Source organism: Nocardioides pymetrozini (genome assembly GCF_046058985.1).
GTDB lineage: Bacteria > Actinomycetota > Actinomycetes > Propionibacteriales > Nocardioidaceae > Nocardioides.
Map to the genome: position 1 here is coordinate 2,751,015 of NZ_CP175556.1, position 23,352 is coordinate 2,774,366.

The window sequence follows — 23,352 nt, forward strand, 5'->3', positions numbered from 1 at the left end:
GCGACCGCGACACCGGGGCCGGCGTAGGGCGCCCCGGGTGCGGTGTGGACGACGCGTTCAGGTCCGACGTTGGTGTGGCCGCAGTCGAGCCAGACGACTCGGGCTGTGGTTTCTCCGGCGCGGGTGAGGCGTCCTTCGTGGGATACGTCCTCGACCTGGCGGCGGGTGCGGCAGTCGGGGCACCACTCACGCCCGGTCACAGGTACAGCTCCACGTGGTCAGGGCAGACCTTGATGGTCTCGAAGGTCTCGCCGTGGTCCTTCGTCACGGTCAACGTGCCGAGGCGGTACGGGTCGCTGACCTCGCAATATTCGCAGGTGATGGTCTCGGTCTCCATGGGGAGACTGTACGACACTTCGCACCTTCTGCGCAACCTTTTTTGCGTACTTCGCGCACTGTTCGCGCGAACACAACACGAATGAGAGGCGGTGAACCGCACCCATGGCCGCAGCGCGCCCCATCACCGAGGAAGAACTGGACGAAATCCGCGCCCTGCACGCCGAGGGCAAGTCCTGCCGACAGATCGCCCACGAGATAGGCCGCTCGTTCTCGTCCGTCTCCCGCCACTGCCGAGACATGGGACTCAAGTTCGACACCAGCCGCGTAGCCGAAGCCACCGAGGTGCGGGTCACCGCCAACCGCGCCCGCCGCGCCGAGCTGGAGACCCGCCTACTCGATGAGGCCGCGAACCTGCTCGACCAACTGCATGAGCCGCACCTCATCTTCAACTGGTCCAAGGAGAACGACTACGCCGAGCAGGAGCTGGACGAGCCCGACGTAGCCGCCAAGGCCACGCTGGTTCGCGCCGCAGGCGTCGCCATCGATAAGGCCATCAAGCTCTCGGAGACCGACAAGGCCACCGCAGAGGCGTCCGCCGGCAAGTCCATGGTGGGCGCCCTGTTCGGCATGTTCGCCGCCACCGTCCCGGACGACCCGGACGCCGAGGACGACGACCCCGAGGACCCGGGCGAGTGACGCCGGACCTGGCTGCCATCAGCCCGAAGCAGCACCTGTCCATGGTGAAGTCCACGGCCCGCATCAATCTGTGGACCGGTGCCATCCGATCCGGCAAGACCATCAGCAGCTTGCTGCGGTGGCTGCAGTACGTCGCCAACGAGGCCCCGCAGTCCGGTGTTCTGTTCATGGTCGGGCAGACCAAGGACACCATCAACCGGAACCTGTTCGAGCCGCTGCAGGACCCCGCGATTTACGGACCCCTCTCCCGGTTCGTGCACTACGTCCCCGGATCTGACTTCGCGTGGATCATGGGCCGCAAGGTGTTCCTGGTGGGCGCCAACGACGTGAAGGCGTTCCGCCGCATCCGTGGTTCCACGTGCGCGGGTGCCTACGTCGATGAGGTGACGCTGCTCCCGCCGAACTTCCTCACTGAGCTGCTGGGGCGTATGTCCCTCAAGGGCGCCAAGATGTTCGGCACCACCAACCCTGATGGGCCGGCGCACTGGTTGAAGGTCGAATACATCGACCGGGCCCGCGAGCTGGGCATCCGCCACTTCACGTTCACCCTGGACGACAACCCGTCCCTGGACCCCGAGTACGTGGAGTCCATCAAGCGCGAGCACTCCGGCCTCTGGTATCAGCGGCTCATCCTCGGCAAGTGGGTGGCCGCTGAGGGCATCGTCTATGACGCCTGGTCCCCGGAGGCGCACGTCGTCCGCACCATGCCGCGCATTGACCGCTGGTTCTCTGTGGGGCTCGACTACGGCACCACGAACCCGTTGGACGCCATCCTCCTGGGCCGAGGCACCGACGAACACGGCGTCACCCGGATCTACGCCGGCTCCGAATGGCGGCACGACCCGAAGGTGGCCAAGATCCGCCTGACGGACGCGCAGCACTCCAGCAACCTGCAGGAGTGGCTGCAGCAGACGCCACGCGAGGACGGCAGCACGGAACGCGGGGTACGCCCCGACTTCATCTGTGTGGACCCCTCGGCGGCGTCGTTCATGGAACAGCTCATGGCGGACCGGGTGCACGGTCTCGCCCCCGCGGACAACCACGTGCTGGACGGGATCCGCACCGTGTCGTCGCTGATCGCGATGGACCGGCTGCGGGTGCACGAGTCGTGCAAGCCGCTCATCAGCGAACTGTCCTCGTACAGCTGGGACGACAAGGCGACCGAGAAGGGCGAGGACAAGCCCATGAAGGTCGCAGACCACGCCGTTGACGCCCTGCGCTACGGCATCCACACCACTCAGACGCTCTGGCGTCCCCACATCGGAAGGCTTACCCATGCCGCTGCCTAAGCCGGGCGCACCGTGGCCCGCCCACAACGCGCACACCGAGAAGCTGGCCGAGTGGTCGGCGTGGTACTCGGGCGACCCGTCGCAGCTGTCCACGTTCTACGGGCCCCGCACTGGCGCCGTGTCTCGTCCCGCGCAGTACGCCGGGGGTGTCGTGGGTCGGCTGGCTCGCTGGTGGTGGGGTCAGCCCACCCCTGTGGGCGAGCAGCGCGCCAAGCTCCATGTGCCGCTCGCTGCGGATATCTGCGGCACATCGGCGGACCTGCTGTTCTCGGAGTCGGTGCGGCTCTCGTCGGACAACCCGGGCATCCAGAAGGCGCTCGAGACGCTGCAGGACGGTGGCCTGGACACCAAGCTCCATGAGGCCGCTGAGGTGCAGGCTGCCCTCGGTGGCGTCTACCTCCGCACCGTGTGGGATGAGTCGGTGTCCCCGATGCCGTGGACCGAGGTGGCTCACCCGGACGGCGCAGTCCCGGAGTGGCGGCATGGACGGCTGAACGCCGTGACCCTGTGGAACGAGCTGCCCAACGGCAGCACCGGCACCGAGGTGTATCGGCTGTTCGAGCGCCACGAGTCGGGCGGGATCATGTACGCCCTCTACAAGGGCACCGCCACGAACGTCGGGAAGCTGGTGCCGGTGCAGTCGCACCCGGATGCCGCGTACCTCGCGGACCTGGTGACCGACCAGCAGGCGTTCTACGACGGCAACACGATCATCCAGCCGACCCTGATCGACCGGCTGACCGCGGCGTACGTCCCGAACATGCTTCCCAACCGGCTCGACCGGCGCAGCCCGCAGGGACGTTCGGACCTGCAGGGCGTGGAGCCGTTCCTGGATGCGCTCGATGAGGCGTATTCGGGGTGGTGGCGAGACATTCGCCTGGCCAAGTCCCGCATCCATGTGCCGGCGTCGATGGTGGACTCCGCGGGCCCCGGGCAGCCGGGCTATGTGGAGCTGGACCGCGAGGTTTACGTCCCCGTGGAGGGCGTTCTGGCCCGCGGCGATGTGGGCCTCTCGCAGTCCATCTACGCCCACCAGTTCGAGATCCGCGTGCAGGAGCACAAGGACACCTGCGAGGCGTGGACCAAGACCATCGTGGAGGCCGCTGGCTACTCCACTCAGTCCCTGTCGTCCGACACGGGCGGCGCGGTCACGGCCACCGAGGTGCGGGCCCATCAGTCCCGGTCGTTCATGACCCGCGGCAAGAAGGTCCGCTACTGGACCGCAGCCCTGCAGGACCACCTCCGGGCACAGCTGGAGATTGCCACGCAGCACCTCGGCGCCGGCATCCCGGACGGGGACCTGTCGGTGGAGTTCCCGGACGGCGTGCAGGAATCCCCCATGTCGATGGGCCAGACCCTGCAGACGCTCCGCAACGCCGAAGCGGCATCGACCCGCACCCGGGTGCAGATGCTGCACCCGGATTGGGACGACCAGGCCGTGGACGACGAGGTGGCGCTCATCCACTCAGAGACGGGTGTCGGTGAGCCGCTGCCCATCCCGGACGACACGGGCCTGTGATCGAACCAGAAGGCCGCTGGGAGCCGTGGCCACCACCTGAGGTGTACGTGGGTGGTGGCCCGGAGTCCACCGTGTTGGACGCCGACGAATTGTCCCGGTCAAACATGCCGACCACGGGCCCGGTGGGGTTCACTGTCCCTGACAGGAAGGTGCCTCATGCCAGTGTCTCGACTGACTGCGGACGGTCTCGCGGACCGCGTGGCCGCGGTGTACGCAGACGTGGAGATTCGGCTGCTCCAGCTGATCGGTGAGGCCCTGGCCCGCGGCATCGACGCCCCGGAGTGGGCCGAGGCCAAGCTGGCTGAGCTGCAGCTGATCCGCAGGCGTGCAATGGCGATGGCCGCGCAGGCGCGCGGGGAGGCTGTGACCGAGATGGTTGCAGCGATGCAGACCGCGTACCTGCGTGGCGTGGCCACGGGCCAGGTGGATGCGGAACGACTGCTGAGTGTCGATCTGGACGCCCCGCCGCCGCAGGCTGAGCGTGCTGTGGCGGCTCTGGTGGCGGCGCAGACGGACGCGCTCGACGCGTTGGACCTGCGCATTGTCCGGTCCACTGTGGACGCGTTCCGCGGCGCCGTGGTGAAGGCGTCCGCGGGCACCCTGACGGGCGGGGCCACCCGGTTGCAGGACGCGCAGCGGGCCCTGGACGACTTGGGCCGGCGCGGGCTGACGGGGTTCGTGGACTCTGCTGGCCGACAGTGGGGCCTCGCGACCTACGTCGAAATGTCCACCCGCACGACGACCGCACAGGCCGCGGTTCAGGGGCACCTGGACCGGCTCGAGGATGCTGGGATCAGCCTGTTCATCGTGTCGGACTCGTCGGGTGAGTGCGACCTGTGCCGCCCGTGGGAGGGCAAGGTGCTGTCCCGGGGCCCGGTGTCGGCCCTGCAACGCAACGCCGTCACTGGCCGCATGGAGCGCGTCCAGGTGGATGGCACGGTGCGTGAGGCGACGAGCGCCGGCCTGTTCCATCCGAACTGCACGCACAACCTGTCTGGCTACGTGCACGGCGCCACGAAGCGCGGCCAGGCGGACGCGAACCCGAAGGGGTACGCGGACCGGCAGGAGCAGCGCCGGCTGGAGCGCGGCGTCCGCGAGTGGAAGCGCCGCGAGGCCGTTGCCCTCACACCCGAGGCGAAACGTGCCGCTCGGGCGAAGGTCCGTGAGTGGCAGGCCCGCGTGGCTGATCACACGGCGGCTACGGGCCTACCCCGGAAGCGGAACCGAGAGTCAGTCACCGCCGCTCGCTGACGCGCAACTCGGGCACAGGTCGCGCCGCGCGCCGGGTTTCCATAGCGACGCGGCGGTGCGGTCTGCTGGCTCAGTGTCGGTCGCCGGCAGGTCCACCTTCCAACCGCCGCGCTTGGCGTTGCGTCGAGCGCCCTTGGCGGTGTCTCCTGTGAACTCCCACGTACCACAGGCGTTGCACCACACGGTGACTAGCGTTGACACCGCCATCCGCTCATCCCTCCGCTGGGTGCTGTGAGCCGTGGGCCCCGAGGCAGGGCCGGAGGTGGCCTCGCAGCGGACCTTGGCCCGCGATGGGGCAATCCGATGCAAGGCACGGACCCGCCCCATCGGCGTGGCAGTGGGTGACTGGCTGGGCGGTCTCCATCCGCTCATCCTTCCGCTAGCTCGTTGATCGACGCCACCACTTCGGCTACGTCGTCCGTGATCCACGGCAGACCACCCATCAGGCGGTGCGCGTGGTCACGCAGTTCCTGCAGTGCAGCCTGCTGCAGGTGGAACTCCTGCTCGTACTGGTTGGGGCGCATGGTGTGCGGCATCCATCGTCACTGGTCCTCTCTCCGGGTGACCGCGAGCCCGTCCATCGGGCTTGGTCGAGACCATAGGAGAGGGCTCCGACACAAGGCGTGTCGCCGCAAGAATCGCCCTCGCTAGGAGTATCCTTCGGCGCTTAGCGCCGAGCGGCCCACGCCACCGCTGCCCCCGTGGCGACCGCGACAGCGAGCACCGCCCACACGGGCCACGCGAACGCGACAACTCCACCGACCTGCAGCAGCAGCGCGAGCACGAGCAGCGCGACCGCCATCCACAGTGCGTTCATGGCGTCCATCCTTCCTCTGGTCGTACACTCGAGGGGCGAGCCGGGGGGTACTTTCTCTACCCCCCGGCTCCGGGCTATCCGTCCCGCTTGCGGTCGCGCCAGAGTCGGATCAACTCTGCCGCGTTCCGGGCGGTAACGGAGAGGCCCGCTGCGATGGCCACGATCTGAACCATGAGTTCCATCGCTTTCCCCTCTCTGCCCCGGTCCCTCCGGGGTGTCTCTATTCTCGCGCACCAAGCGCCTCCGGTCAACACTTTGTCCCACTATTTCTTGCGTAGTTCGCGCGAACTGTCGTACGGTGGGTGACACAGTGGGGAGACCCGCACAGAGACCATCCCGCGAAGCCACAGCCAGGCGCTGTGGCTTCCTGCATTTGAAAGGCGGATGCGTGAGCCAGGAGCACACCACCCCTTCGCTTAACCCCGAGCAGGCCGCATGGCTCGCTGACACCTTCGCGCGGAACCACGCCCGGTTCGCCGGCTGGTCCATGGAGGCAGACCCTGCCGCGGATCCCGCCGCAGGCGACCCTGACCCGGATGGCGGGGAGGACCCGACGCCGGATCCCGCGAACGAGGACCCCGCCGACCAGGGCGAGGACGGGGACAAGCGGGCCAGGCAGCAGGCTGCCCGGTACCGCACCGAGCGCAACGCCCTGCAGAAGCAGTTGGCCGACGCGCAGCAGGCGCAGCAGGATCTGCTGGCCAACATCGCGCAGGCTCTCGGTGTCGCCCCGAAGGACGCCCCCGAGGACCCCGCCGCACAGGTCACCGAGCTGACTGGACAGGTCCAGTCCCTCGGCGCCGAGCTGGCACAGGCCCGCGCCGAGCTGGCACAGGTCCGCGCCGAGCTGCTGGTCCACGAGCTGGCCGGCGAGCACCAGGCGAACGCCGTGGCACTGCTCGACTCGCGCGCCTTCACCACCTCCCTGCACGGGCTGGACCCGTCCGCGGAGGACTACCGCACCAAGGTGGCTGAGGCCATCAAGGATGCGGTGAGCAAGAACGCCACACTCCGCGCCAAGGGCCAGGTGCCTGCGCGCGGCGGTGCAGCCGGATCGGGCCAGGGGCCTGCAGAGCCGGACGGCGCTGTCACCAAGGAGCAGTTCGACGCCATGTCGTATCGCGACAAGTCCGAGCTGTTCCGTACCAACCCCGACCTGTACCGGCGACTCGCCGGTAACTGACCCGAGAGGCATCAAGCATGACTCAGACCACCTCTGCCAACGTGTTCGTTCCCGAGGTCTACGAGGACACCGCGCAGGCCGCGTTCACTGGCGCCGTCCGCGTCGCCGGCTCCGCTGCCGTCGTGGAGTCCCCGACGCTCGAGGGCTCCCCGGGCGACACCGTGACCTTCCCCAAGTGGGGCCTGATCGGGGAGCTGGACGAGCTGTCCGAGACCGTCGCCCTGGTCCCGGCGCCCATGTCAACCTCGTCTGCCACGGCCACCATCAAGGAGGTTGGCAAGGCTGTCGAGATTACCGACAAGGCGCGGCTGGTCTCCCTCGGTGACCCCGAGGCCGAGGCTGCCCGCCAGTTCGGCATCATGAACGCCCGCAAGGTGGACGCCGACCTCATCGCTTGCGCGCAGGCCGACGAGACCGCGCAGGGCGGCGGCCTCCCGCTGTCGCACAACGCGAGCGCCGGCCAGACCACGCTGTCGTGGGACCGGATCGTGGACGCCATCGCCAAGTTCGGTGACGAGTGGGCGCCCGAGGACTTCGCGGGCATCTACATCAACAGCGCACAGCAGGCCGACCTCATGCGTGACGCGAACTTCATCAGCGCGGACAAGCTCGGTTCGACCGGGACCGCCATCGCCCGCGGCCAGATCGGTGCCGTCGCCGGCGTCGCCGTGTTCGTCACCGACCGCGTGGCGGCCAAGAAGGTGCTGATCATCAAGCGCGGTGCACTGGGCCTGCTCCACAAGAAGCGCCCGAGTGCCGAGAAGGGTCGCGACCAGCTGGCCCGCACCGACGTGATCAGCACGACCGCGCACTACGCGGTCAAGCGCCTGAACGACAAGGGCGTCTGCGTGCTGACCCTGGCGGCTGCCTGATGAGCGTCGGTTTCTACCGTCGCCACCGAGAGGACCGGGAGGCTGCCGAAGCTGAGCAGCCGGCCCCGGACCCGTCTCCCTACGCGGACCTGACGGACGAGCAGCTGGTGGACGCCTACCTCACCAACGTGGTGGGCGACGAGGACCCCGAGTCCCTGCCAGAGTCGCGTGACGAGTTCATCGCCGCGCTTGAGGCTCTGGACGCTGAGTGACCACGCACCCGGTTGACAGCTTCAAATCCTGTCAGCCGGGTGCTCACCCGATTTGGGAGGCACCACCGTGGCGCACATCAGCCACAGGCTCGGCCCGTTCACCGGGCAGGTTGGCCCCGTCGTGTTCGTCAACGGCGAGGCCGAGACCAACGACGAGGACATGCTGCTCTACTTCCTGGACGACCCGGACACGTACGACGTGACCGACGCGCACCAGGACGAGGACCCCACCGGGGATCCTGACCCCGACGACTCCGAAGGCTGACCGATGGCGCGCGTGTACGCAACCAGTGGGCAGTACGCCACCTACACGGGTGGCACCGCTCCCGCGAACGTGGACGCGCTGCTGCGGATCGCCTCGAGGGTCGTGGACGTGCTGCTGACCGCGGTGGTGTACGACGTGGACGCTTCGGGCGTTCCGACCAACCCGGACGTGACCGAAGCCATGGCGGATGCCACGTGTGCCATCGCTGCCGAAGCGGACGCTACGGGCGTCCTGCAGGCTGGTGGGACTCAGCAGTGGGATTCGGTCGGCATCGGGAACGTGTCCCTTTCGGGCCGCGGAACCACCGATGAGACCGTGACCGTGGACGGCATCCCCGTCCCGGGGCCGGCGCTGCTCGCACTGCGGACGGTTGGCAAGGTGACGGTGATCCAGCGGTGAGGCTACCTGCCCGCTTCCTGGTCCACTCTGTCACCGTGAAGCCGTACGCCGGCAGATCCTCCACCGGCCCGATCTACGGCGCCCCGTTCGCCCTGCAGTGCATGGCGCAGGGCGGAGTCCGGCAGGTTCGAGGCCCGGACGGCAACGAGCGCGTGTCCAGCTTGACGCTGTACGCGCCGCTGGAGGCTTTCGGGCAGGTGCCGGCAGGCAGCCAGGTCACCCACAACGGCGACACCACCACCGTCATTCTGTGCATCCCGCACGACGACGGCGGGTTGGGGACGCCGCAGCACACAGAGGTGATCTGCGAATGAGGCGAGCCGGCACCGTGACCGTGAACATCGACCTGGGCAAGGCTGTGCGAGGCGTCCGCAAGGGCGCCAAGCAGGGCGTGGCCCTCGCGGTTGAGCATGTCCTGACCGAGGCCAACAAGCACGTCCCGCACGACGAGGGCACGCTGGAGCGGTCGGGGCGCACGGGCGTGCAGGTCACCGGCAAGGGCGTCCGGGGCGTCGTGTCGTATGACACGCCGTACGCCGTGAAGCAGCACGAGGATCTGACCCTGAACCATCACGGCAAAGGTCAGGCGAAGTGGCTGGAGAACACTCTGGCCTCGGAGCGTGAGACGGTCGGCAAGATCGTCGCAACGGCCATCAGTCAGGAACTGCGGTGACGGCGCCGGCTGTGGTTGAGGGCGTCGCCCTCGCGCTTGCCGCCGCGGGCGTTGGCGACTACGCCACGGACCGCGTTCTGAACCCGGACATGGTGCCCATCACGGTCGCACTGTCCCCCGACTCAGATGGGCCGGCCATCACGGTGACCACCTACCCGGGTGGCCCTGAGCCGGACTCTCGCAACGGCTGGGAGTACCCGCGTCTCCAGGTGCGTGTGCGCGCCGAGGATCCCCTGGCTGCGCTCGACCTGGACCGGGCGTGCTTCGACGCCCTGCAGTTCACGCCCGATGGCCCGCGGCCCCGCTGGCTGCCGGGTGACGCCTGGTTCCTGCAGGACTGCCACGCCCTCCAGTCCGAGGCGCAGCCGCTCGGCCAGGACGCCAATGGACGGTCTGAGTACGTCCGCAACTACCAGCTGGCGGTGGAGCCAGCGCCACCGTTCTAGACCCCCGGAAGGGAACACAGGCACATGCAGATCAACGCACGCGACTACATCTTCGAGGCGTCCGAGGACCCCACCATCGTGACCCCGGTGTGGGCCAAGATCGGTGGCCTCGAGTCGTTCGACCTCAACCCCTCGGAGAACGAGGAATCCGCCGACACCACCGTGTTCGACTCGAACGGACAGGCCGAGTCGCAGGCGATGCAGCGCGGCGCCTCGCTGTCCCTCGAGGGCAAGCGGGTCCGCAACGGCACCACGCCCGACGCCGGCCAGGCCGCGACCGAGGCCCTTGCCGCGAAGGTCGGGGATGACTCCCTGGGCGGCATCCGGTTCCGCCACAAGGACGACACCGAGTGGGTCGTCTGGACTGCGTGGGTGTCGCTCGCCAACCAGGGCGGCGGCAACAACGACAAGACCAGCTGGGGCGCGACGTTCACCCGCTCGGGTGCCGCCACCGAGGTGGCCGTCACCCCCTGATCTGCGCTGACAGATCACCCCTGACCAGCAGGGCCTCCGGACGCGGGACCGGGGGCCCTGCTGCTTTTCCCGCCATCCCGCACCCCGCACATAGGAGGACTCCATCATGGAGACCAACCCCGTTGACGACCTCGAGACCCCCGACGTGGACGAGTCCGAGGACGACCTGTACGAGGACATGGACGCGTTCTGGAACAGCCAGAACCGCCGCGCCCACTCGTTCAAGCTCGGTGGCCGCAGCTACACCCTGCCCCCGGCGCTGCCCCTCCAGTTCGAGTTCGAGGCGCGCCGGCTCCAGTCGTCCAAGCGCGACAAGGACGTGACCAAGCTGGTCGCCATCCTGTTCGGCCAGGACTCCTACGAGCAGATGGCCAGCGATGGCGTGGACATTGACCAGTTCCGTGTCCTGCTCGCCTGGGCGCCCCGCGTCCTGGCCGGCAAGAAGGTCACTCTCGCTGAGGTGGCCGCGGAGGTGGCCAAGGGAGACGCCGCCGCAGACCAGGACCCTTCCCGACGCCGGAACAAGCGCAAGCGGAAGAGTTCTGGCGGTTCGTGATGAAGCGGTGGGCGCTGGTGGTAGCCGACTTCCGTCGCGAGTACCACATGTCCGCCGCCGAGCTGGCGTGCCTGTCGCTGCAGGAGTTCCACACCCTGCTCATCGGCCTTTCGAGCCGGTCCCGGTTTGCACGCGAGTGGGCCGACAAGCCCAAGACGCTGCACGACCCCGCAGAGCGCGCCGCGTTGCGTGAGGCTGCCCTGAGGTAAGGAGACGCGCCCGTGGCCATGTCCATCGGTGAGCTGGTGGGGTATGTCGGTCTCGACACCTCCCCCGCGGAGGCGTCAGCCGACAAGCTGACTTCGTTCTTCGAGGGCAAGGGCGGCGCCTGGGGCAAGACTCTGGCCGGGATCGGTGTCGGCGCGGGTGTCGCGTTCGGTGCCGGCCTGGCTGGGGCCATCAACCTCGAGCCGTCCCGGGACCGCGTGGTCGCGGCGCTCGACCTCACCAAGGAGCAGGCTGCCCGCGCAGGCGAGGCTTCCGGCCAGCTGTACGCCGATGGGTGGGGCGAGTCCGCGGAGCACGTGGATACCGCGCTCGAGGCGGTCATGTCGTCCATCAAGGGCATGCGGAACGCCACCGAGGCTGAGCTGGTCAAGACCACGAAGTCGGCCTTGGTGCTGGCGCAGACCCTGGGTGTGGACGTGGTTCGCGCGAGCCAGGTCGCCGGCAACATGGTGGCCAACGGCATGGCCAAGGACGGCGTGTCCGCGATGGACCTGCTGGGCAAGGCGTTGTCCAAGGTGCCGGTGCAGCTCCGCGAGGACGTGCTGGACGCCACGGACGAGTACGGCCAGTTCTTCAACTCGCTGGGCATCAAGGGCCCGCAGGCCATGGCCCTGTTGGCGAACAGCGCCGGCAAGGGCATGTACGGCATCGACAAGATGGGTGACTCCATCAAGGAGTTCACCATCCGCGCGACGGATGGCTCCAAGCTCACGTCGGATGCTCTCGGCGCCATCGGCCTGGACGCCGGCAAGGTCTCGAACGACCTCCTGGCGGGCGGGAGCACCGCGTCCCGGGCGTTCGATCAGGTGGTACAGGGTCTGCTCAAGATCCAGGACCCCGCCGCTCGGTCACAGGCGGCTATCGCCCTGTTCGGTACGCCGCTCGAGGACTTGGGCACCAAGGACATTCCGAAGTTCCTCAAGTCGCTGCAGGCCGGCGGCAAGGGGATGAAGGACTGGCAGGGCGCCACGGACCGGATGGGCAAGACCCTTTCGGACAACGGTCGTCGTCCAACCTGTCCGCGTTCACCCGCGGCATCCAGACCGGGTTCGTGGACCTGATCGGCGGCAGCGTGCTGCCGAAGGTCACCGAGTGGTCGGGCGCGTTGAACTCGTCCCTGGGCCCTGCTCTGTCTGCGGTGGGTTCGGCGGTCCAGTCGGTCACTGGCTTCCTGTCGGAGCACAAGGCGGTCGCGATCACCTTGGCCGCGGTCGTCGGGACGTTGACGGCGGTCACGATGGCGCACGCCGCCGTCCTGGCCGTCTCTGCTGCGGGCGGCATGGCTGCCTGGCTGCGGTCCACGATGCTCATCAGCGCCGCCACCAAGGTGTGGGCTGCCACGCAGTGGGCCCTGAACCTGGCCATGACCGCGAATCCGCTGGGAATCGCCATCGCCGCCATCGTGGCGTTGGTCGCCGCCGTCGTGCTGGCGTGGAAGAAGTCGGAGACCTTCCGGTCCATCGTGACCGGCGCCTGGGAGGCCATCAAGTCCGCCACGGTCGCCGTGTTCGGCGCCGTCAAGGGCGCAGTGGTCAAGGCGTTCGACTTCCTCAAGAACCTGTTCCTGAACTTCACCGGCCCCGGGCTCATCATCAAGCACTGGGACAAGGTGAAGGCCGTCACCGGCAAGGTCTGGTCCGCGATCAAGGCCGTGGTGGTCGGATACATCAACGGCATCAAGGCCGGGTTCTCCGTCCTGGCCTCCATTCCCGGCAAGATCGGTGAGTGGTTCGGCAACGCCAAGTCCGCTGCCACCAAGAAGCTGGGCGCACTGGTCACCTACGTGTCCGGCCTCCCGGGCCGGATCCTCGGCGCCCTGGGCGACCTGGGTTCGATCCTCCGGGACGCCGGCAAGAAGGTGCTGAGCGGTCTCATCGACGGCATCAAGGACAAGATCGGTGACCTCAAGGGCACCCTGCAGGGGATCACGAACAAGCTGACCAGCTGGAAGGGTCCCCCGCAGACGGACAAGAAGATCCTGCGGAAGAACGGTCGCCTGATCATGGGCGGTCTGATCGACGGGATCACGGACGGCATCCCGAACCTGCGCAAGCTGCTGCGGGACGTGACCAAGGATCTCGGCAAGAAGCGCCTGGCCAAGGTCGAGGAAGCCGTCAGGGCGCAGTACCAGCGTGGTCTCAAGATCGCCGCGCAGCGCGCCGAGGTGGCCGAGAAGCTGAACCAGGCGACCGCAGCCGTTGAGGCCGCGATCCAGCTTCGGGACGGCTTCTACGACAGCGTGAACGAGTCCACTCTGTCGTACGCGTCGCTGACAGCTGCCGCCGACGGGGCGACGGACGCCAAGGGCATGGTCGCGGGCATGCAAGCGCGGTACGACGCAATCGTGAAGTTCCGCGAGAACATGGCCAAGCTGCTCGAGAAGGGCCTGGACGAGACCTCCTACCAGCAGATGCTGGAGGACGGCGTGGACCGGGCCGGGGCCATCGCTGACGCGCTCGTGAAGGACGACGCGTCGGTGGCTGCCATCGCGGATCTGCAGGGGAAGATCAAGACCGCTTCCGCAGGTCTGGCGTCGGACGCGTCCAAGCACCTGTACCAGGCCGGCGTGGACATGGCCGTGAACACCGCCGCGGGCCTGCAGTCACAGGCCGACTACCTGGCGAGCGTCGCGACGCAGATCGGCCTCCAGATGGCCGAGGCCCTGGTGGCTGCGCTGGGCATCAAGGTGGATCCCGCAGCGCTGCTCAGCGGTTCGGTAAAGCCGCAGGGCCAGGGTCCCGGGAACAACGGCGGGGGCAGCGGGCCGAAGAGCAAGAAGGACAAGAAGAAGGACTTCGCTCCAGGCCGGCAGGCGCCCCTGGTTGGCCAGGTGGTCCAGCAGCCGGGCGAATCTGCCGAGACGCTGGCTGAGCGCCTGTGGTTCATGGGCCTTTCGAGAGGGTGACGATGGCGTATCCCGAAACGGGTGGCATCCCGGTTGATGAGACCGGCGCCCCCGGGGCTCTGGTGACCTCTCCAGGTCAGGTGCAGTTCGGACCCATGCTGCTCGGCAGCGGCACCCCTGCTGGCTGGCGAAACATCGTTGGCTGGCGGGATCACCCGCAGGCGCAGATCGGTGACGCGCCGCGCCCACAGGGGCATGGCGCGTCACCGGGCACCGTCTTTGCGGATGCCGCGGTGGTGACGTTCACCTTCCTGTTGCGCGGTACGCCGGAGGCGAAGCTGCTGGCGTTGGACGCCATCGAGCGGTGGACGCCGATGGACGGCGTGGAGCGGCCTCTGGTCGTGAACGATGGGGCGGGGCCGTGGCTGCGCAACGCGCGCGTGATCGGTCGGAACGTCCCACAGGAGGTGCACTTTCGGCATGCGCCGATTGAGTGCTCCATCCAGTGGGTGTGTGCTGACCCGTTCCGCTACTCGCTGACCGAACGTCTTGGCTCCGGCAGCCTGTCAGGCGGTTCGGGTGGTCTGACCTATCCGCTCACCTACCCGCTGACCTACGGGGTGCCGGCATCGGGCTCGTTCAGCGTCGCGAACGATGGCGGGGTGCCCGCACCGTTCGTGGCGACCTTCGCGGGGCCGCTGACGAATCCCTCCATCGTTGGACCGGACTGGATCCTCGGCTTCGGGATCACGCTCGTGGAGGGCGAAACCCTGGTGGTGGACACCGCCGCGGGCACCGCCTTTCTGAATGGCGACAGCAGCGCGGACCGACTGACCACGATCACCACGACCTCTGACCCCGTGGACGTATGCCGCATCCCGGTGGGCGTCTCGACGCTCTCCCTGGCTGCCGAGTCCGGCACCGGCACGGTCCAGGTCTCCTATCACGACACACGAATGTGAGGCACTGCTGTGGCTGAGTACGCAACCCGGCTGACGAACGGCCAGGACACTGCGGCCCGGATGCGGCGCTCTGACGCGCTCGCCCTGCTGCCTTCCGGCAACGGGCTGGCTCGCACCGGCCTGCGCCCGGACGGTGGCGGTGCGGTGTCCATCAACAGTGGAACGATGGGCGTCACGGTCCAGCCGTTCACGGCGTGGGTGTCGGCGGCATCGGCTGCACAGGGCGGCTATCCGGTCGTGCTGGACGCCGCGAAGGTGCTGGCCGTCTCCCCGGGTCACGCGACCTTGGCGCGAGTGGACACCGTGGTGGCTCAGGTCCGCGACACGGCCTCGGACGGCTCGGGCTTCACCGACATGCGTGTGCTGATCGTGGAGGGCACCCCGGGCGCCGGCCAGCCGGCCCTGCCCGCCACCACCATCGCGCTGCGAAACATCAACGTCCCCGCGGGCGCCTCGACCGGCACGGGCGGACTGGTCGCGGGCAACCTCGGCACCGACCGACGCGTCTACACGTCGGCCCTCGGCGGCATCGTCCCTGTAGCGACCGCCACCGAGCGCGATGCCCTCGGGGCACAGCTCGGACAGGTCGTCTACCGGACGGACCTCGACCTGCTCGAGGTGAAGGTTGGGACCCCTGCGGGCTGGCGCGCCATCGCCAGCTCGGAGCATTCGCAGGTCGTGAGCACTGCGGCCCTCACCACGTCCGGCACGAGCGCCGACGTTCCCGGCCTCACCAAGTCTTTCGTGTCCGCTGGCACCAGCGGTATCTACGTGGTCTCGGTCAGCCTTGACGTTGAGCGGATCGCCACCGCCACCGCGGGAAACATCTTCGTCGGCACCGTGGTCATGGATGGCGCGGCTGCTGCCGCGCAGATGGTGTACCAGGCGCCCGGCATCAACTCCCGGTGCACGGTCACGAAGGAGTACGTCTTTACCGGCCTGAGCGCCGGCAACCACACAGTCAAGGTCCAGGGTGCTGGCACGGCTTCGACTGGTGACTACCGGGTGAACTCGCCGCACTCCAGCTTCACGTTCCACCGCACGGCATGAGCGCCGCGTACCGATACCTGCTGTGCGACCTACGAACCGACCGGCTGATCGCGGACCTGCCCCTTGACGGCGTGACGTACGAGCGTCGCATCAGCCGCCCCGGTCCGCTGCAGGCGAAGTTCTCCGCGGCCAGCTCGCAGCAGATCGAAACCGCGCGCCTGGTCCACCAGTTGGCGGGCCGCGCTGCGCTGTACGTGCTCCGGAACAACGTGGCCTGGTGGGGCGGGGTCCTGTGGAACGCCCGGCCCTACCAAGGCCCCCGCGGGTCGGTGAACCTCGACCTGTCGGGAACGACGTTCGACTCGTACGCCCATCGCCGGATCCTGCGGGAGAACAAGACCTACAGCCAGACGGACGCCGGGATCATCATCCCCGACCTGTGGCGGTGGCTGCAGTCCCGACCAGAGGGCAACATCGGCGTGCTTGCCGAGGACCAGCCGACCGGGAACCTGCACGACCGCACCTATCTGGCAGCGGACCAGTCGTTCATCGGGAAGCTGATCGAGGACATGGGGGACCTCGAGAACGGCCCGGAGCACACCATCGACGTGTCGTTGGACGAGAACGGCCAGCGGGTGAAGCGCCTTCGGGTGGCGAACCGGCTCGGCGCTGAGACCGCACAGCTGGTGTTCCACCGGACTGCGAACGGCTCGGGGTCCATCACGGACTGGTCGTCGCTCGCTGACGGCACCGCGGGGGGAACCTCGTTCCAGACTCGGGGCGACGCCCCGAACGGCAACGTAGGCCAGCAGGTGGACCCGGCCCTGTCGCAGGTCGTGGAACGCACGGACCTGCTGGAGGCCGGGTGGCCCTTGCTGGACCACACCGAGGACCGTCCCGGCGTTACGGACGCCGCGACTCTCGACGGCTACGCGAACGCGAACGCCGCGAACCTGGGTGGCGCCCCGGTCACGAACTCGTACACCGTCACGGTGGGCGAGTCGGGATGGAACCCCAACCGCATCGGGGAGCCGGTGCGGATCAAGCTGCGCGACTCGTGGCACGTCAACACGGACGTGACTGTGCGCCCTGTCGGCTGCCGGGTGACGGCATCGCAGAAGGGCACACACGAGTCCATCGAACTGATCTTTGGAGACGAGTAGTGGCTACCCCTCAGGGCGCGAAGCAGCAGGATCTGGTGCAGCAGATCCGAGACCTCGAGCAGCAGGTGCGCGCCCTCACCGCGGCGTCGCTGCGCCGGCAACAGCTCTCTGTCACCGAAGGCGACTTCGTGGTGTCAGGAGGCGGCAGCGTGATCCTCCGCGACGGGGGCAGTGTTTGGGTGTCGTTCCCCGAGGACATTGCCGGCGACGTGGACAACCTCAGCACCTACCTGGGTGACATGTACGCCTCTGGCACTCTCGACTACTTCGGGACCGGCGCCCTTGTCATGGACCACGAGGGCGCGCCGATCCTGGTTGCCCGGACCGGGGCGGACGGCCTGCGAGCCAGCGGCCTGTTTGAGGCATCGGGGGGCACGGCGAAGGTCCACGGCATCACCGGCTTGTTCTTGACCGCGGGCCCCACTGGTCAGGTGCAGATTGGGTTGGGCGGCAACGCTGGCGTGTTCATCGGGCACGGCACTACGTCCTCTGCTGCCAATGCGCGGCTCGAGGACAACGGGCTGCTCTCCCGTGTCACATCGTCCCTTCGGTACAAGGCTGAGGTGGAGGACGCCGAGGTGGACCCTGCCGCGGTGCTCCAGCTCCGTGGCCGCACATGGGTGGACCGCCGCGATGAGGGCGACCCGGACGCGAAGCGGCATGTCGGGTTCATCGCTGAGGAACTGCACGCCGCCGGCCTGAGCGAGTTCGTGGAGTACGACGACCAGGGACGCCCCGACGCCATCCAGTACGACCGCATGTCTGTGGCGCTACTGGCTGTCGTGAAGTCGCAGCAGGCGCAACTGGATGCCATCGCTGCGCGACTGGATGCCCTGGAGGCGACGCCATGACCTGGGAGAGCGCCGGGACCGCGGTGGCGGGGTTCTTCATCATGTGCCTGACGGCGTACAACGCCTTCCAGTCCGCGAAGGCCAAGCGCGAGGCGCAGGTGGCGGCGGGCAACACGGAGAAGGTGCGCGCGACCCTCACGACGAACAACGGGGGGTCGCACGTCAAAGACTCTCTGGACCGCATCGAGACCCGCCAGCAGGACCAGGGCGAGGCCATCGCCCTGCTGCGGCAGGAGTTCCGCGACCACCTCACCGCCTCCGCTCGCACGGAGGCGCATCTGTTCGACCGGCTGGAGCGCCAGGAGCGCCGCCGTTTTCCCTTCCTCTGATCGGAGACCCATGTCGTACCGCGAAGCGCGGTCGCTGCAGATCCTGCTGGTGACCGTCAACCAGCACGCCCCAAACCGTTCGAGGGTGTCGGACGGGTGGATCGGTGACGCCGCCCACGCCTCCCGCAACTCGGACCACAACCCCTGGGTGAAGGACGTTCGTGGCGTCGGTGTGGTCCGGGCGCGCGACTTCACCCACGACCCTGCTGGCGGTCTGGACTGCCACGACCTCGCGCGCCGGCTGGCGGCGCTGCTGCACAAGCATCCCGCGTTGGGGTCGGACGCCTATGTGATCTGGAATCGCCGGATCATCAGCGCGAACCGGCTCCGCGAGGGTTGGCGCCCGTACTCGGGGGCGAACCCGCACACGAAGCACCTGCATGTGTCGGTGGGCACGAGCGGCTACGACTCCACGAAGCCGTGGCCGCTGTGGCGGGTTGAGCGCGCTGTGACGCGCCTCAAGGAGCTGCGCAAGGAGCTGCGCGAGGTGCTGCGCGCCGCCAAGACGAAGGGCAAGACGCGGCGGGTCAACAAGATCCGGGAGGGCCTGCGGGACCTCCCCAAGCGATAGGAGACACCATGTCCGCATTCCTCGAGCGTGTCCGGCGCGAGCCGGTCCTGGTGGCCACTCTGGTGGGGTCCGTGCTGGCCCTGCTGGTGGCGTTCGGCGTGAACTTGTCGGACCTGCAGATCGCCGCGATTCTGGCGGTTGTCAACGCGGGCCTGGCGTTCGTCGTACGACGCCGGGTCACCCCGACCCCCTGAGCATGTGAGAACGCCCCGCAGGGCGCCGTCTAGGCATCCTGTGGGGCGTTCTGTCGTTCCGGGGCCAGTAGCCCGTCCTGGGGCCGTTAGAGATTGTCCATCGGGGAGAACCGTCGATGCGCTGCCCGGGCCCGCTCGGATCGGGTGGCTGCGGCGTATCGCGTGAGCATCTGTCGCGACCTCCATCCCATCAGCTCCATCAGGTCACCTTCGGACCCACCTGCCGACAGCCACTCGTGCGCGAAGCCGTGGCGGAACATGTGCGGGTGCACTCGGACGCCGGCCTTCCGGCTGCGGCGCTTCAACATCTGCTGCACTCCGTTGGTGGTGAATCGCCCCTTGTTGGTGGCGCTGATCCACAGCCAGTCCCGGTCTCCGTACGGACGCTTCCGCTTTGCACGCAGGTAGCGGTCGATGGCTCGCGCCGTGGTGGCGCCGAGTGGGATGAGGATGTGCCGCCCACCCTTGAGTCGCACCCGGGCGGTCCGGTCGTGCAGGTTCACGTCGGATTCCCGCAGATCGGTGAGGCCGGTCAGCCTGACCCCGGTGTCAGCAAACAGGCTGATGATCGCCCTGTCTCGAAGGTCTGCGAAGTCGTTGCTCGAGCACGTAGCCAGGAGGGCGCGCACCACGTCGCCCGCGGCCATCGCCATCGGCTGTTCGGGGACGCTGGGCTGCTTGATGTTCGTCATGGGGTCGGCGTCCAGCTCGCCCTCATCGATGCACCACTTGACGAACTGCCGAAGGGCGACATAGCGGGACCGGGCCGTGTTGGGACTCCGGGTTTCGATGAGGTGGACGAGCCAGGCTCGGATCAGTTCCGGGGTGAGGGCCTGCACGTCGTCGTCTTGGCCCTTGGACTGCAGCCAGTGAGCCAGCTGGACCGGGCCCCATCGGTAGTTCTCGATGGTCTTGGGCGACTTGTTGTCCGATTCGAGGGCGAGGAACCAGGAGGCCAGGAGCCCCCCCCACAGGCGTTCGTCGCCGGGTTCTGGCGTAAAGGGACGGTCCACAGTTATCAGTTCTCCCAACGGTGTGCTTAGTGCCAGCACTGCGAAGCGCTCGACACTTCGCCACCATCGTCGCAGGTCAGCGCGCGAAGTGCAAAGAAAAGTTCGCACCTGGGGAGAACGGATACTTGTAAAACCAGAGCTCTACCGCTGAGCTATACGCCCGAAGCCGGGACAGCGTACCGAAGCGCCGGCCGCGGGCCGAAACGCCCGGAAAAATGAGCCGAACCGCTGGCGTCTCGGGTCACCAGCGGTTCGACAACGAGAACACTAGCCGCCGGATCCGGCCGATCCAACCACTCCGGGCAAAATGGTTGAAAAATGATCCAAATGGACTAGGCGGACGGGCCGATCTGCCTAGCCGGCGGCGGCGCGCAGGGCCGCGAGCAGGTCGTCGGCGCTGCGGGCGGCCGGCTTGGGGTTGTGCACGGCCCACGTCAGGCGGCCGGCCTTGTCCACGACGTACGACGAGCGCTCGGGGCTGCCGCCGCGCTCGTCGAAGACGCCGTACGCGCGCGAGACCTCGCCGTGCGGCCAGAAGTCGCTCAGCAGCCCGAAGTTGAGTCCGTCGGCGTCGCTGAACGCGCGCAGGGCGTAGACGGGGTCGCAGGAGATCGCCAGCACCTCGGTGTCGAAGGTGAGGAACTCGTCGAGCCGGGTGCGGATGCCGTGCATCTCACCGCTGCACACGCCGCTGAACGCGAACGGGTAGAACACCAGGGCCACCGCCTTGGCTCCCCGGTACGACGACAGGGTGACGTCCTGGCCGAACTGGTCGCGCAGCGTGAAGTCGGGCGCGAGACCCCCGATCTCGATCCCGAGGGCCGCGCTGGCGGGTCCCGCCACGTCGGGCCTCACCGGGTCGACTCGGTCGACGCGGGCCGCGCATCCGCGTCCCCGTCCACCTCCGCGTCGGCAGCCTCCGCGGCGTCGGCCGCGGGCTCCAGGGAGGCCAGCTCCCGCTTGAGCACCTTGCCGGTGGCGTTGCGCGGCAGCTCGTCGAGGAAGACGATCTCGCGCGGCACCTTGAACCGGGCGAGGTTCTGCTTGACGAGGTCCTTGAGCTCCTCGGCGGTGACCGGCTCCGTGCCGGGCGTGCGGACGACGAAGGCGCGCAGGCGCTTGCCGAAGTCGGGGTCCTCGACCCCGATGGCGGCGACCTCGGCGACCCGCTCGTGCGTCGCGAGGCAGTCCTCGACCTCCTTGGGGAAGACGTTCTCTCCCCCGGAGACGATCATCTCGTCGTCGCGGCCCTCGACGTAGAGCCGACCCTCCGCGTCGAAGCGTCCGACGTCACCGGAGGACATCAGGCCGTCGATGACCTCCTTGCCGCCGCCCCCGGTGTAGCCCTCGATCTGCAGGCTGTTGCCGACGAAGATGCGTCCCGACTCCCCTACCGGGACCTCGCGGCCCTCGGCGTCCAGGATCCGCACCACCGTCTGGTGGGGCAGCCGGCCGGCGCAGCCGGGGGCCTCGCGAAGGTCCTGGGGAGACGCGATCGACGCCCAGGCGACCTCGGTCGAGCCGTAGATGGAGTACAGGTTGTCGCCGAAGCGGTCCATCCACTGCGTGGGCAGGTCGCCGGGCAGGGCCGAGCCGGAGGACGCGACGGCCTTGAGGTGCGGGAGCGGGTAGCGGTCGAGGGTCTCGGCCGGCAGCGCGAGGATCCGCTGGAGCATGACCGGGATGACCGCGAAGGAGTCGCACTGCTCGTCGCGCAGGATCCGCAGGGCGTCCTCGGGGTCGAACCTGCGGGTGAGGACGAGCGTCGTGCCGAGCATCATCGCGAGCTGGTAGTGCGCGAATCCCCAGGTGTGGAACAGGGGCGCCGCCACGTGGCACTTCCAGCCGCTGCGCAGCGGCATCCGCGACAGCAGCGAGATCGCCGCCGGCAGGCCGCCCTGCGGGCGCGGGGCCCCCTTCGGCGTACCGGTCGTGCCCGAGGTCAGGATGATCGTGCGGCCCTTGGCGGCGGGCGGCGCGAGGTCGGCGGTCTGCCCCGCAACCATCGCCGCGGCGATGATGCCCTCGATGCTGTCCGCGGGGGCCTCGCCGGCGTCGCCATCGGTCCACCCGAGGACGCGGTCGGCGATCTCGGCGCCGGAGAGCAGGCCGGTGAACTCCTCGTCGTGGACGACGACGCGCGGCTTCTCCCGCGCGAGCACGTCGGCCAGCTGCGGGCCGGCGAAGGCCGTGTTGAGGTAGAGCACGTCGGCGCCGAGCTTGCTGATGGCGATGGACGCCTCGATGAAGCCCCGGTGGTTGCGGCACATGACCGCGACGCCGTCGCCGGGGCGGACGCCGCGGGCGCGCAGTCCGTGGGCGAGCGCGTTCGTCCGCGTCTGGAGCTCGGCGAAGGTCAGGGCTCCCCGCTCGTCGATGATCGCGGTCTGCTGCGGCATGCGCAGCGCGATGGTCTTGAACCCGCCGGCGGGCGTCGTGCTCCACTGCCGCAGCGCGTTGGCCATGCCGGCGAGCACCCGCGGCGAGTAGGGCCGCACGATCCCCGACTCGGTGAGGATCTTGAGGCTGGTTCCGACGTCCTTGACCCGATCCGCGGCCTGGCTGGCGAGCTTCCCCATGCCCCTATTCAAGCCCACCGCCTCGGCCACCGGTCGCTCCGGGCTCAGGCGATGGACTTCGGCGCGACCAGACGGGTCGCCGCCCAGTCCTTGCTGACGGCCGCCGCCGTCGTCTGCGAGAGGCCCGCGATCGGGGCAGCCTCCGCGATGTCCGCCGCGTCGACGGCGCCCGGCCGGCCGATCTTCGGGGTCAGCAGCCAGATCACGCCGCCTCCGACGAGGTCGGTGAGCGCGTCCACGAGGCCGTCGACGAGGTCGCCGTCGTCCGCACGCCACCACAGCACGACGGCGTCCACGACGTTGCCGTAGTCCCCGTCGACCATGTCGCCGTCGATGGCGTCCTCGATCGCGACACGCAGCTCGTCGTCGGTGTCGTTGTCCCAGCCGAGCTCCTGGACCACCTGCCCCTGCTTGAGGCCCATCCTCTCGGCGGGGCCGGTCGGGCCGGATGCGCTGGTGCCGCCGGTGGCGGTCGAAGTCACGGTGTGTCCTCCAGTGGTTCGGGTACGACGAGGGTCGCGCTGGGCGCGGGTTGAGGAGTAGTCCAGCGGAGTCAGGGTGTCGGGCGCAACCCTCCCGGTCGCAGAACGGCCCGGGATGCGTACCCGTGGGTAGATTTTCTGCCTCAGGGAGAGGTGCAACGATGGGCAGCGTGACCTCCGACACCAACACCGACGGCCCCACCCCCGCCGTACG

General features: G+C 68.6%; 31 protein-coding genes. 24 read left to right on the plus strand and 7 right to left on the minus strand.

The genetic code is table 11. The features are described 5' to 3' along the window. Nucleotides 1–196: 196 nt before the first annotated feature. On the minus strand, nt 197–337 hold the full coding sequence (locus ACJ5H2_RS13510; RefSeq protein WP_408895927.1) for a hypothetical protein: 141 nt from the start codon (nt 335–337) through the stop codon (nt 197–199). A gap of 104 nt (nt 338–441) precedes the next feature. Between ACJ5H2_RS13510 and ACJ5H2_RS13515 the strand changes: the two genes are divergently transcribed. The 4 genes from ACJ5H2_RS13515 (at nt 442) to ACJ5H2_RS13530 (ending at nt 5,034) form a co-directional block, all read left to right on the plus strand. Continuing rightward, nucleotides 442–975, plus strand: a complete 534-nt coding sequence (locus tag ACJ5H2_RS13515) for a helix-turn-helix domain-containing protein (RefSeq protein ID WP_408895928.1) — start codon at nt 442–444, stop codon at nt 973–975. Then, the gene (locus tag ACJ5H2_RS13520; protein WP_408895929.1) at nt 972–2,264 is read left to right on the plus strand and encodes a PBSX family phage terminase large subunit; all 1,293 of its coding nucleotides are present in this window, start codon (nt 972–974) and stop codon (nt 2,262–2,264) included. Before ACJ5H2_RS13515 ends, ACJ5H2_RS13520 begins: the two co-directional genes overlap by 4 nt. Then, nucleotides 2,251–3,783, plus strand: coding sequence for a phage portal protein (locus tag ACJ5H2_RS13525; protein WP_408895930.1), 1,533 nt, complete (start codon nt 2,251–2,253; stop codon nt 3,781–3,783). Before ACJ5H2_RS13520 ends, ACJ5H2_RS13525 begins: the two co-directional genes overlap by 14 nt. A 156-nt stretch (nt 3,784–3,939) precedes the next feature. Continuing rightward, the gene (locus ACJ5H2_RS13530) at nt 3,940–5,034 is read left to right on the plus strand and encodes a phage minor capsid protein (protein WP_408895931.1); all 1,095 of its coding nucleotides are present in this window, start codon (nt 3,940–3,942) and stop codon (nt 5,032–5,034) included. 368 nt (nt 5,035–5,402) lie between these two features. Here the strand turns inward: ACJ5H2_RS13530 and ACJ5H2_RS13535 are convergent, their stop codons facing one another. Beyond that, nucleotides 5,403–5,558, minus strand: a complete 156-nt coding sequence (locus ACJ5H2_RS13535; protein WP_408895932.1) for a hypothetical protein — start codon at nt 5,556–5,558, stop codon at nt 5,403–5,405. Nucleotides 5,559–5,701: 143 nt separating this feature from the next. Beyond that, nucleotides 5,702–5,851 (minus strand): hypothetical protein, encoded by a 150-nt coding sequence (locus ACJ5H2_RS13540; protein ID WP_408895934.1) that lies wholly within the window; start codon nt 5,849–5,851, stop codon nt 5,702–5,704. A gap of 388 nt (nt 5,852–6,239) precedes the next feature. Here ACJ5H2_RS13540 and ACJ5H2_RS13545 point away from each other — a divergent pair, with 388 nt between their 5' ends. From ACJ5H2_RS13545 to ACJ5H2_RS13640, 20 genes are all read left to right on the plus strand, one after another. Then, nucleotides 6,240–7,034: a hypothetical protein gene (locus tag ACJ5H2_RS13545; RefSeq protein WP_408895935.1), complete on the plus strand. Its 795-nt coding sequence runs from the start codon at nt 6,240–6,242 to the stop codon at nt 7,032–7,034. A 17-nt stretch (nt 7,035–7,051) separates the two neighbouring features. After that, nucleotides 7,052–7,906, plus strand: coding sequence for a N4-gp56 family major capsid protein (locus ACJ5H2_RS13550; RefSeq protein WP_408895936.1), 855 nt, complete (start codon nt 7,052–7,054; stop codon nt 7,904–7,906). Then, complete coding sequence (locus ACJ5H2_RS13555) at nt 7,906–8,118, plus strand: hypothetical protein (protein WP_408895937.1); 213 nt, start codon at nt 7,906–7,908, stop codon at nt 8,116–8,118. The genes ACJ5H2_RS13550 and ACJ5H2_RS13555 overlap by 1 nt, the downstream gene beginning before the upstream one ends. 67 nt (nt 8,119–8,185) lie before the next feature. Beyond that, complete coding sequence (locus tag ACJ5H2_RS13560) at nt 8,186–8,383, plus strand: hypothetical protein (RefSeq protein WP_408895938.1); 198 nt, start codon at nt 8,186–8,188, stop codon at nt 8,381–8,383. Between the two features lie 3 nt (nt 8,384–8,386). After that, nucleotides 8,387–8,782 (plus strand): hypothetical protein, encoded by a 396-nt coding sequence (locus ACJ5H2_RS13565; RefSeq protein WP_408895939.1) that lies wholly within the window; start codon nt 8,387–8,389, stop codon nt 8,780–8,782. A gap of 35 nt (nt 8,783–8,817) precedes the next feature. After that, the gene (locus ACJ5H2_RS13570; protein ID WP_408895940.1) at nt 8,818–9,096 is read left to right on the plus strand and encodes a hypothetical protein; all 279 of its coding nucleotides are present in this window, start codon (nt 8,818–8,820) and stop codon (nt 9,094–9,096) included. Nucleotides 9,097–9,110: 14 nt separating this feature from the next. Beyond that, the gene (locus ACJ5H2_RS13575) at nt 9,111–9,455 is read left to right on the plus strand and encodes a minor capsid protein (RefSeq protein WP_408895941.1); all 345 of its coding nucleotides are present in this window, start codon (nt 9,111–9,113) and stop codon (nt 9,453–9,455) included. Continuing rightward, nucleotides 9,452–9,901, plus strand: a complete 450-nt coding sequence (locus ACJ5H2_RS13580; RefSeq protein WP_408895942.1) for a minor capsid protein — start codon at nt 9,452–9,454, stop codon at nt 9,899–9,901. Before ACJ5H2_RS13575 ends, ACJ5H2_RS13580 begins: the two co-directional genes overlap by 4 nt. A 24-nt stretch (nt 9,902–9,925) precedes the next feature. Continuing rightward, the gene (locus ACJ5H2_RS13585) at nt 9,926–10,375 is read left to right on the plus strand and encodes a phage tail tube protein (RefSeq protein WP_408895943.1); all 450 of its coding nucleotides are present in this window, start codon (nt 9,926–9,928) and stop codon (nt 10,373–10,375) included. A gap of 106 nt (nt 10,376–10,481) precedes the next feature. Continuing rightward, nucleotides 10,482–10,931 (plus strand): hypothetical protein, encoded by a 450-nt coding sequence (locus tag ACJ5H2_RS13590; protein ID WP_408895944.1) that lies wholly within the window; start codon nt 10,482–10,484, stop codon nt 10,929–10,931. Nucleotides 10,932–10,948: 17 nt separating this feature from the next. After that, nucleotides 10,949–11,140 (plus strand): hypothetical protein, encoded by a 192-nt coding sequence (locus tag ACJ5H2_RS13595; protein WP_408895945.1) that lies wholly within the window; start codon nt 10,949–10,951, stop codon nt 11,138–11,140. An 18-nt stretch (nt 11,141–11,158) separates the two neighbouring features. Continuing rightward, nucleotides 11,159–12,220: a phage tail tape measure protein gene (locus tag ACJ5H2_RS13600; RefSeq protein ID WP_408899635.1), complete on the plus strand. Its 1,062-nt coding sequence runs from the start codon at nt 11,159–11,161 to the stop codon at nt 12,218–12,220. After that, nucleotides 12,211–14,064, plus strand: coding sequence for a hypothetical protein (locus tag ACJ5H2_RS13605; protein ID WP_408895946.1), 1,854 nt, complete (start codon nt 12,211–12,213; stop codon nt 14,062–14,064). Before ACJ5H2_RS13600 ends, ACJ5H2_RS13605 begins: the two co-directional genes overlap by 10 nt. 2 nt (nt 14,065–14,066) lie before the next feature. Beyond that, a complete protein-coding gene (locus tag ACJ5H2_RS13610; protein WP_408895947.1) occupies nt 14,067–14,966 on the plus strand; it encodes a hypothetical protein in 900 nt (299 codons plus the stop codon). A gap of 60 nt (nt 14,967–15,026) precedes the next feature. After that, the gene (locus ACJ5H2_RS13615) at nt 15,027–16,016 is read left to right on the plus strand and encodes a hypothetical protein (protein ID WP_408895948.1); all 990 of its coding nucleotides are present in this window, start codon (nt 15,027–15,029) and stop codon (nt 16,014–16,016) included. Beyond that, nucleotides 16,013–17,119 carry a hypothetical protein gene (locus ACJ5H2_RS13620; protein WP_408895949.1) on the plus strand — a complete coding sequence of 369 codons (1,107 nt, stop codon included), beginning with the start codon at nt 16,013–16,015 and terminating at the stop codon, nt 17,117–17,119. Before ACJ5H2_RS13615 ends, ACJ5H2_RS13620 begins: the two co-directional genes overlap by 4 nt. Then, nucleotides 17,119–17,970, plus strand: a complete 852-nt coding sequence (locus ACJ5H2_RS13625; protein WP_408895950.1) for a tail fiber domain-containing protein — start codon at nt 17,119–17,121, stop codon at nt 17,968–17,970. The genes ACJ5H2_RS13620 and ACJ5H2_RS13625 overlap by 1 nt, the downstream gene beginning before the upstream one ends. Next, entirely contained in the window at nt 17,967–18,299 is a 333-nt protein-coding gene (locus tag ACJ5H2_RS13630; protein ID WP_408895952.1) for a hypothetical protein, read from the plus strand. Before ACJ5H2_RS13625 ends, ACJ5H2_RS13630 begins: the two co-directional genes overlap by 4 nt. Before the next feature lie 10 nt (nt 18,300–18,309). After that, nucleotides 18,310–18,870 (plus strand): hypothetical protein, encoded by a 561-nt coding sequence (locus ACJ5H2_RS13635; RefSeq protein WP_408895953.1) that lies wholly within the window; start codon nt 18,310–18,312, stop codon nt 18,868–18,870. A gap of 8 nt (nt 18,871–18,878) precedes the next feature. Further along, nucleotides 18,879–19,064: a hypothetical protein gene (locus ACJ5H2_RS13640; RefSeq protein WP_408895954.1), complete on the plus strand. Its 186-nt coding sequence runs from the start codon at nt 18,879–18,881 to the stop codon at nt 19,062–19,064. An 86-nt stretch (nt 19,065–19,150) separates the two neighbouring features. On the opposite strand, the gene ACJ5H2_RS13645 is transcribed toward ACJ5H2_RS13640, so the two are convergent. The 4 genes from ACJ5H2_RS13645 to ACJ5H2_RS13660 form a co-directional block, all read right to left on the minus strand. Next, nucleotides 19,151–20,077, minus strand: coding sequence for a tyrosine-type recombinase/integrase (locus ACJ5H2_RS13645; protein ID WP_408895956.1), 927 nt, complete (start codon nt 20,075–20,077; stop codon nt 19,151–19,153). Between the two features lie 354 nt (nt 20,078–20,431). Then, a complete protein-coding gene (locus ACJ5H2_RS13650; protein ID WP_408895957.1) occupies nt 20,432–20,932 on the minus strand; it encodes a peroxiredoxin in 501 nt (166 codons plus the stop codon). Further along, nucleotides 20,929–22,656, minus strand: a complete 1,728-nt coding sequence (locus ACJ5H2_RS13655) for an AMP-binding protein (RefSeq protein WP_408895958.1) — start codon at nt 22,654–22,656, stop codon at nt 20,929–20,931. Before ACJ5H2_RS13655 ends, ACJ5H2_RS13650 begins: the two co-directional genes overlap by 4 nt. 44 nt (nt 22,657–22,700) lie before the next feature. Beyond that, nucleotides 22,701–23,078, minus strand: a complete 378-nt coding sequence (locus tag ACJ5H2_RS13660; RefSeq protein WP_408899636.1) for a DUF3052 domain-containing protein — start codon at nt 23,076–23,078, stop codon at nt 22,701–22,703. Nucleotides 23,079–23,352: the final 274 nt, after the last annotated feature.

Excerpts from the sequence above, each read along its gene's own strand:
- ACJ5H2_RS13510 (WP_408895927.1), bottom strand. The coding sequence starts at position 337 with ATGGAGACCGAGACCATCACCTGCGAATATTGCGAGGTCAGCGACCCG.
- ACJ5H2_RS13515 (WP_408895928.1), top strand. The coding sequence starts at position 442 with ATGGCCGCAGCGCGCCCCATCACCGAGGAAGAACTGGACGAAATCCGC.
- ACJ5H2_RS13525 (WP_408895930.1), top strand. The coding sequence starts at position 2,251 with ATGCCGCTGCCTAAGCCGGGCGCACCGTGGCCCGCCCACAACGCGCAC.
- ACJ5H2_RS13530 (WP_408895931.1), top strand. The coding sequence starts at position 3,940 with ATGCCAGTGTCTCGACTGACTGCGGACGGTCTCGCGGACCGCGTGGCC.
- ACJ5H2_RS13535 (WP_408895932.1), bottom strand. The coding sequence starts at position 5,558 with ATGCGCCCCAACCAGTACGAGCAGGAGTTCCACCTGCAGCAGGCTGCA.
- ACJ5H2_RS13540 (WP_408895934.1), bottom strand. The coding sequence starts at position 5,851 with ATGAACGCACTGTGGATGGCGGTCGCGCTGCTCGTGCTCGCGCTGCTG.
- ACJ5H2_RS13550 (WP_408895936.1), top strand. The coding sequence starts at position 7,052 with ATGACTCAGACCACCTCTGCCAACGTGTTCGTTCCCGAGGTCTACGAG.
- ACJ5H2_RS13555 (WP_408895937.1), top strand. The coding sequence starts at position 7,906 with ATGAGCGTCGGTTTCTACCGTCGCCACCGAGAGGACCGGGAGGCTGCC.
- ACJ5H2_RS13565 (WP_408895939.1), top strand. The coding sequence starts at position 8,387 with ATGGCGCGCGTGTACGCAACCAGTGGGCAGTACGCCACCTACACGGGT.
- ACJ5H2_RS13585 (WP_408895943.1), top strand. The coding sequence starts at position 9,926 with ATGCAGATCAACGCACGCGACTACATCTTCGAGGCGTCCGAGGACCCC.
- ACJ5H2_RS13590 (WP_408895944.1), top strand. The coding sequence starts at position 10,482 with ATGGAGACCAACCCCGTTGACGACCTCGAGACCCCCGACGTGGACGAG.
- ACJ5H2_RS13600 (WP_408899635.1), top strand. The coding sequence starts at position 11,159 with ATGTCCATCGGTGAGCTGGTGGGGTATGTCGGTCTCGACACCTCCCCC.
- ACJ5H2_RS13610 (WP_408895947.1), top strand. The coding sequence starts at position 14,067 with ATGGCGTATCCCGAAACGGGTGGCATCCCGGTTGATGAGACCGGCGCC.
- ACJ5H2_RS13615 (WP_408895948.1), top strand. The coding sequence starts at position 15,027 with ATGCGGCGCTCTGACGCGCTCGCCCTGCTGCCTTCCGGCAACGGGCTG.
- ACJ5H2_RS13620 (WP_408895949.1), top strand. The coding sequence starts at position 16,013 with ATGAGCGCCGCGTACCGATACCTGCTGTGCGACCTACGAACCGACCGG.
- ACJ5H2_RS13630 (WP_408895952.1), top strand. The coding sequence starts at position 17,967 with ATGACCTGGGAGAGCGCCGGGACCGCGGTGGCGGGGTTCTTCATCATG.
- ACJ5H2_RS13635 (WP_408895953.1), top strand. The coding sequence starts at position 18,310 with ATGTCGTACCGCGAAGCGCGGTCGCTGCAGATCCTGCTGGTGACCGTC.
- ACJ5H2_RS13640 (WP_408895954.1), top strand. The coding sequence starts at position 18,879 with ATGTCCGCATTCCTCGAGCGTGTCCGGCGCGAGCCGGTCCTGGTGGCC.
- ACJ5H2_RS13655 (WP_408895958.1), bottom strand. The coding sequence starts at position 22,656 with ATGGGGAAGCTCGCCAGCCAGGCCGCGGATCGGGTCAAGGACGTCGGA.
- ACJ5H2_RS13660 (WP_408899636.1), bottom strand. The coding sequence starts at position 23,078 with ATGGGCCTCAAGCAGGGGCAGGTGGTCCAGGAGCTCGGCTGGGACAAC.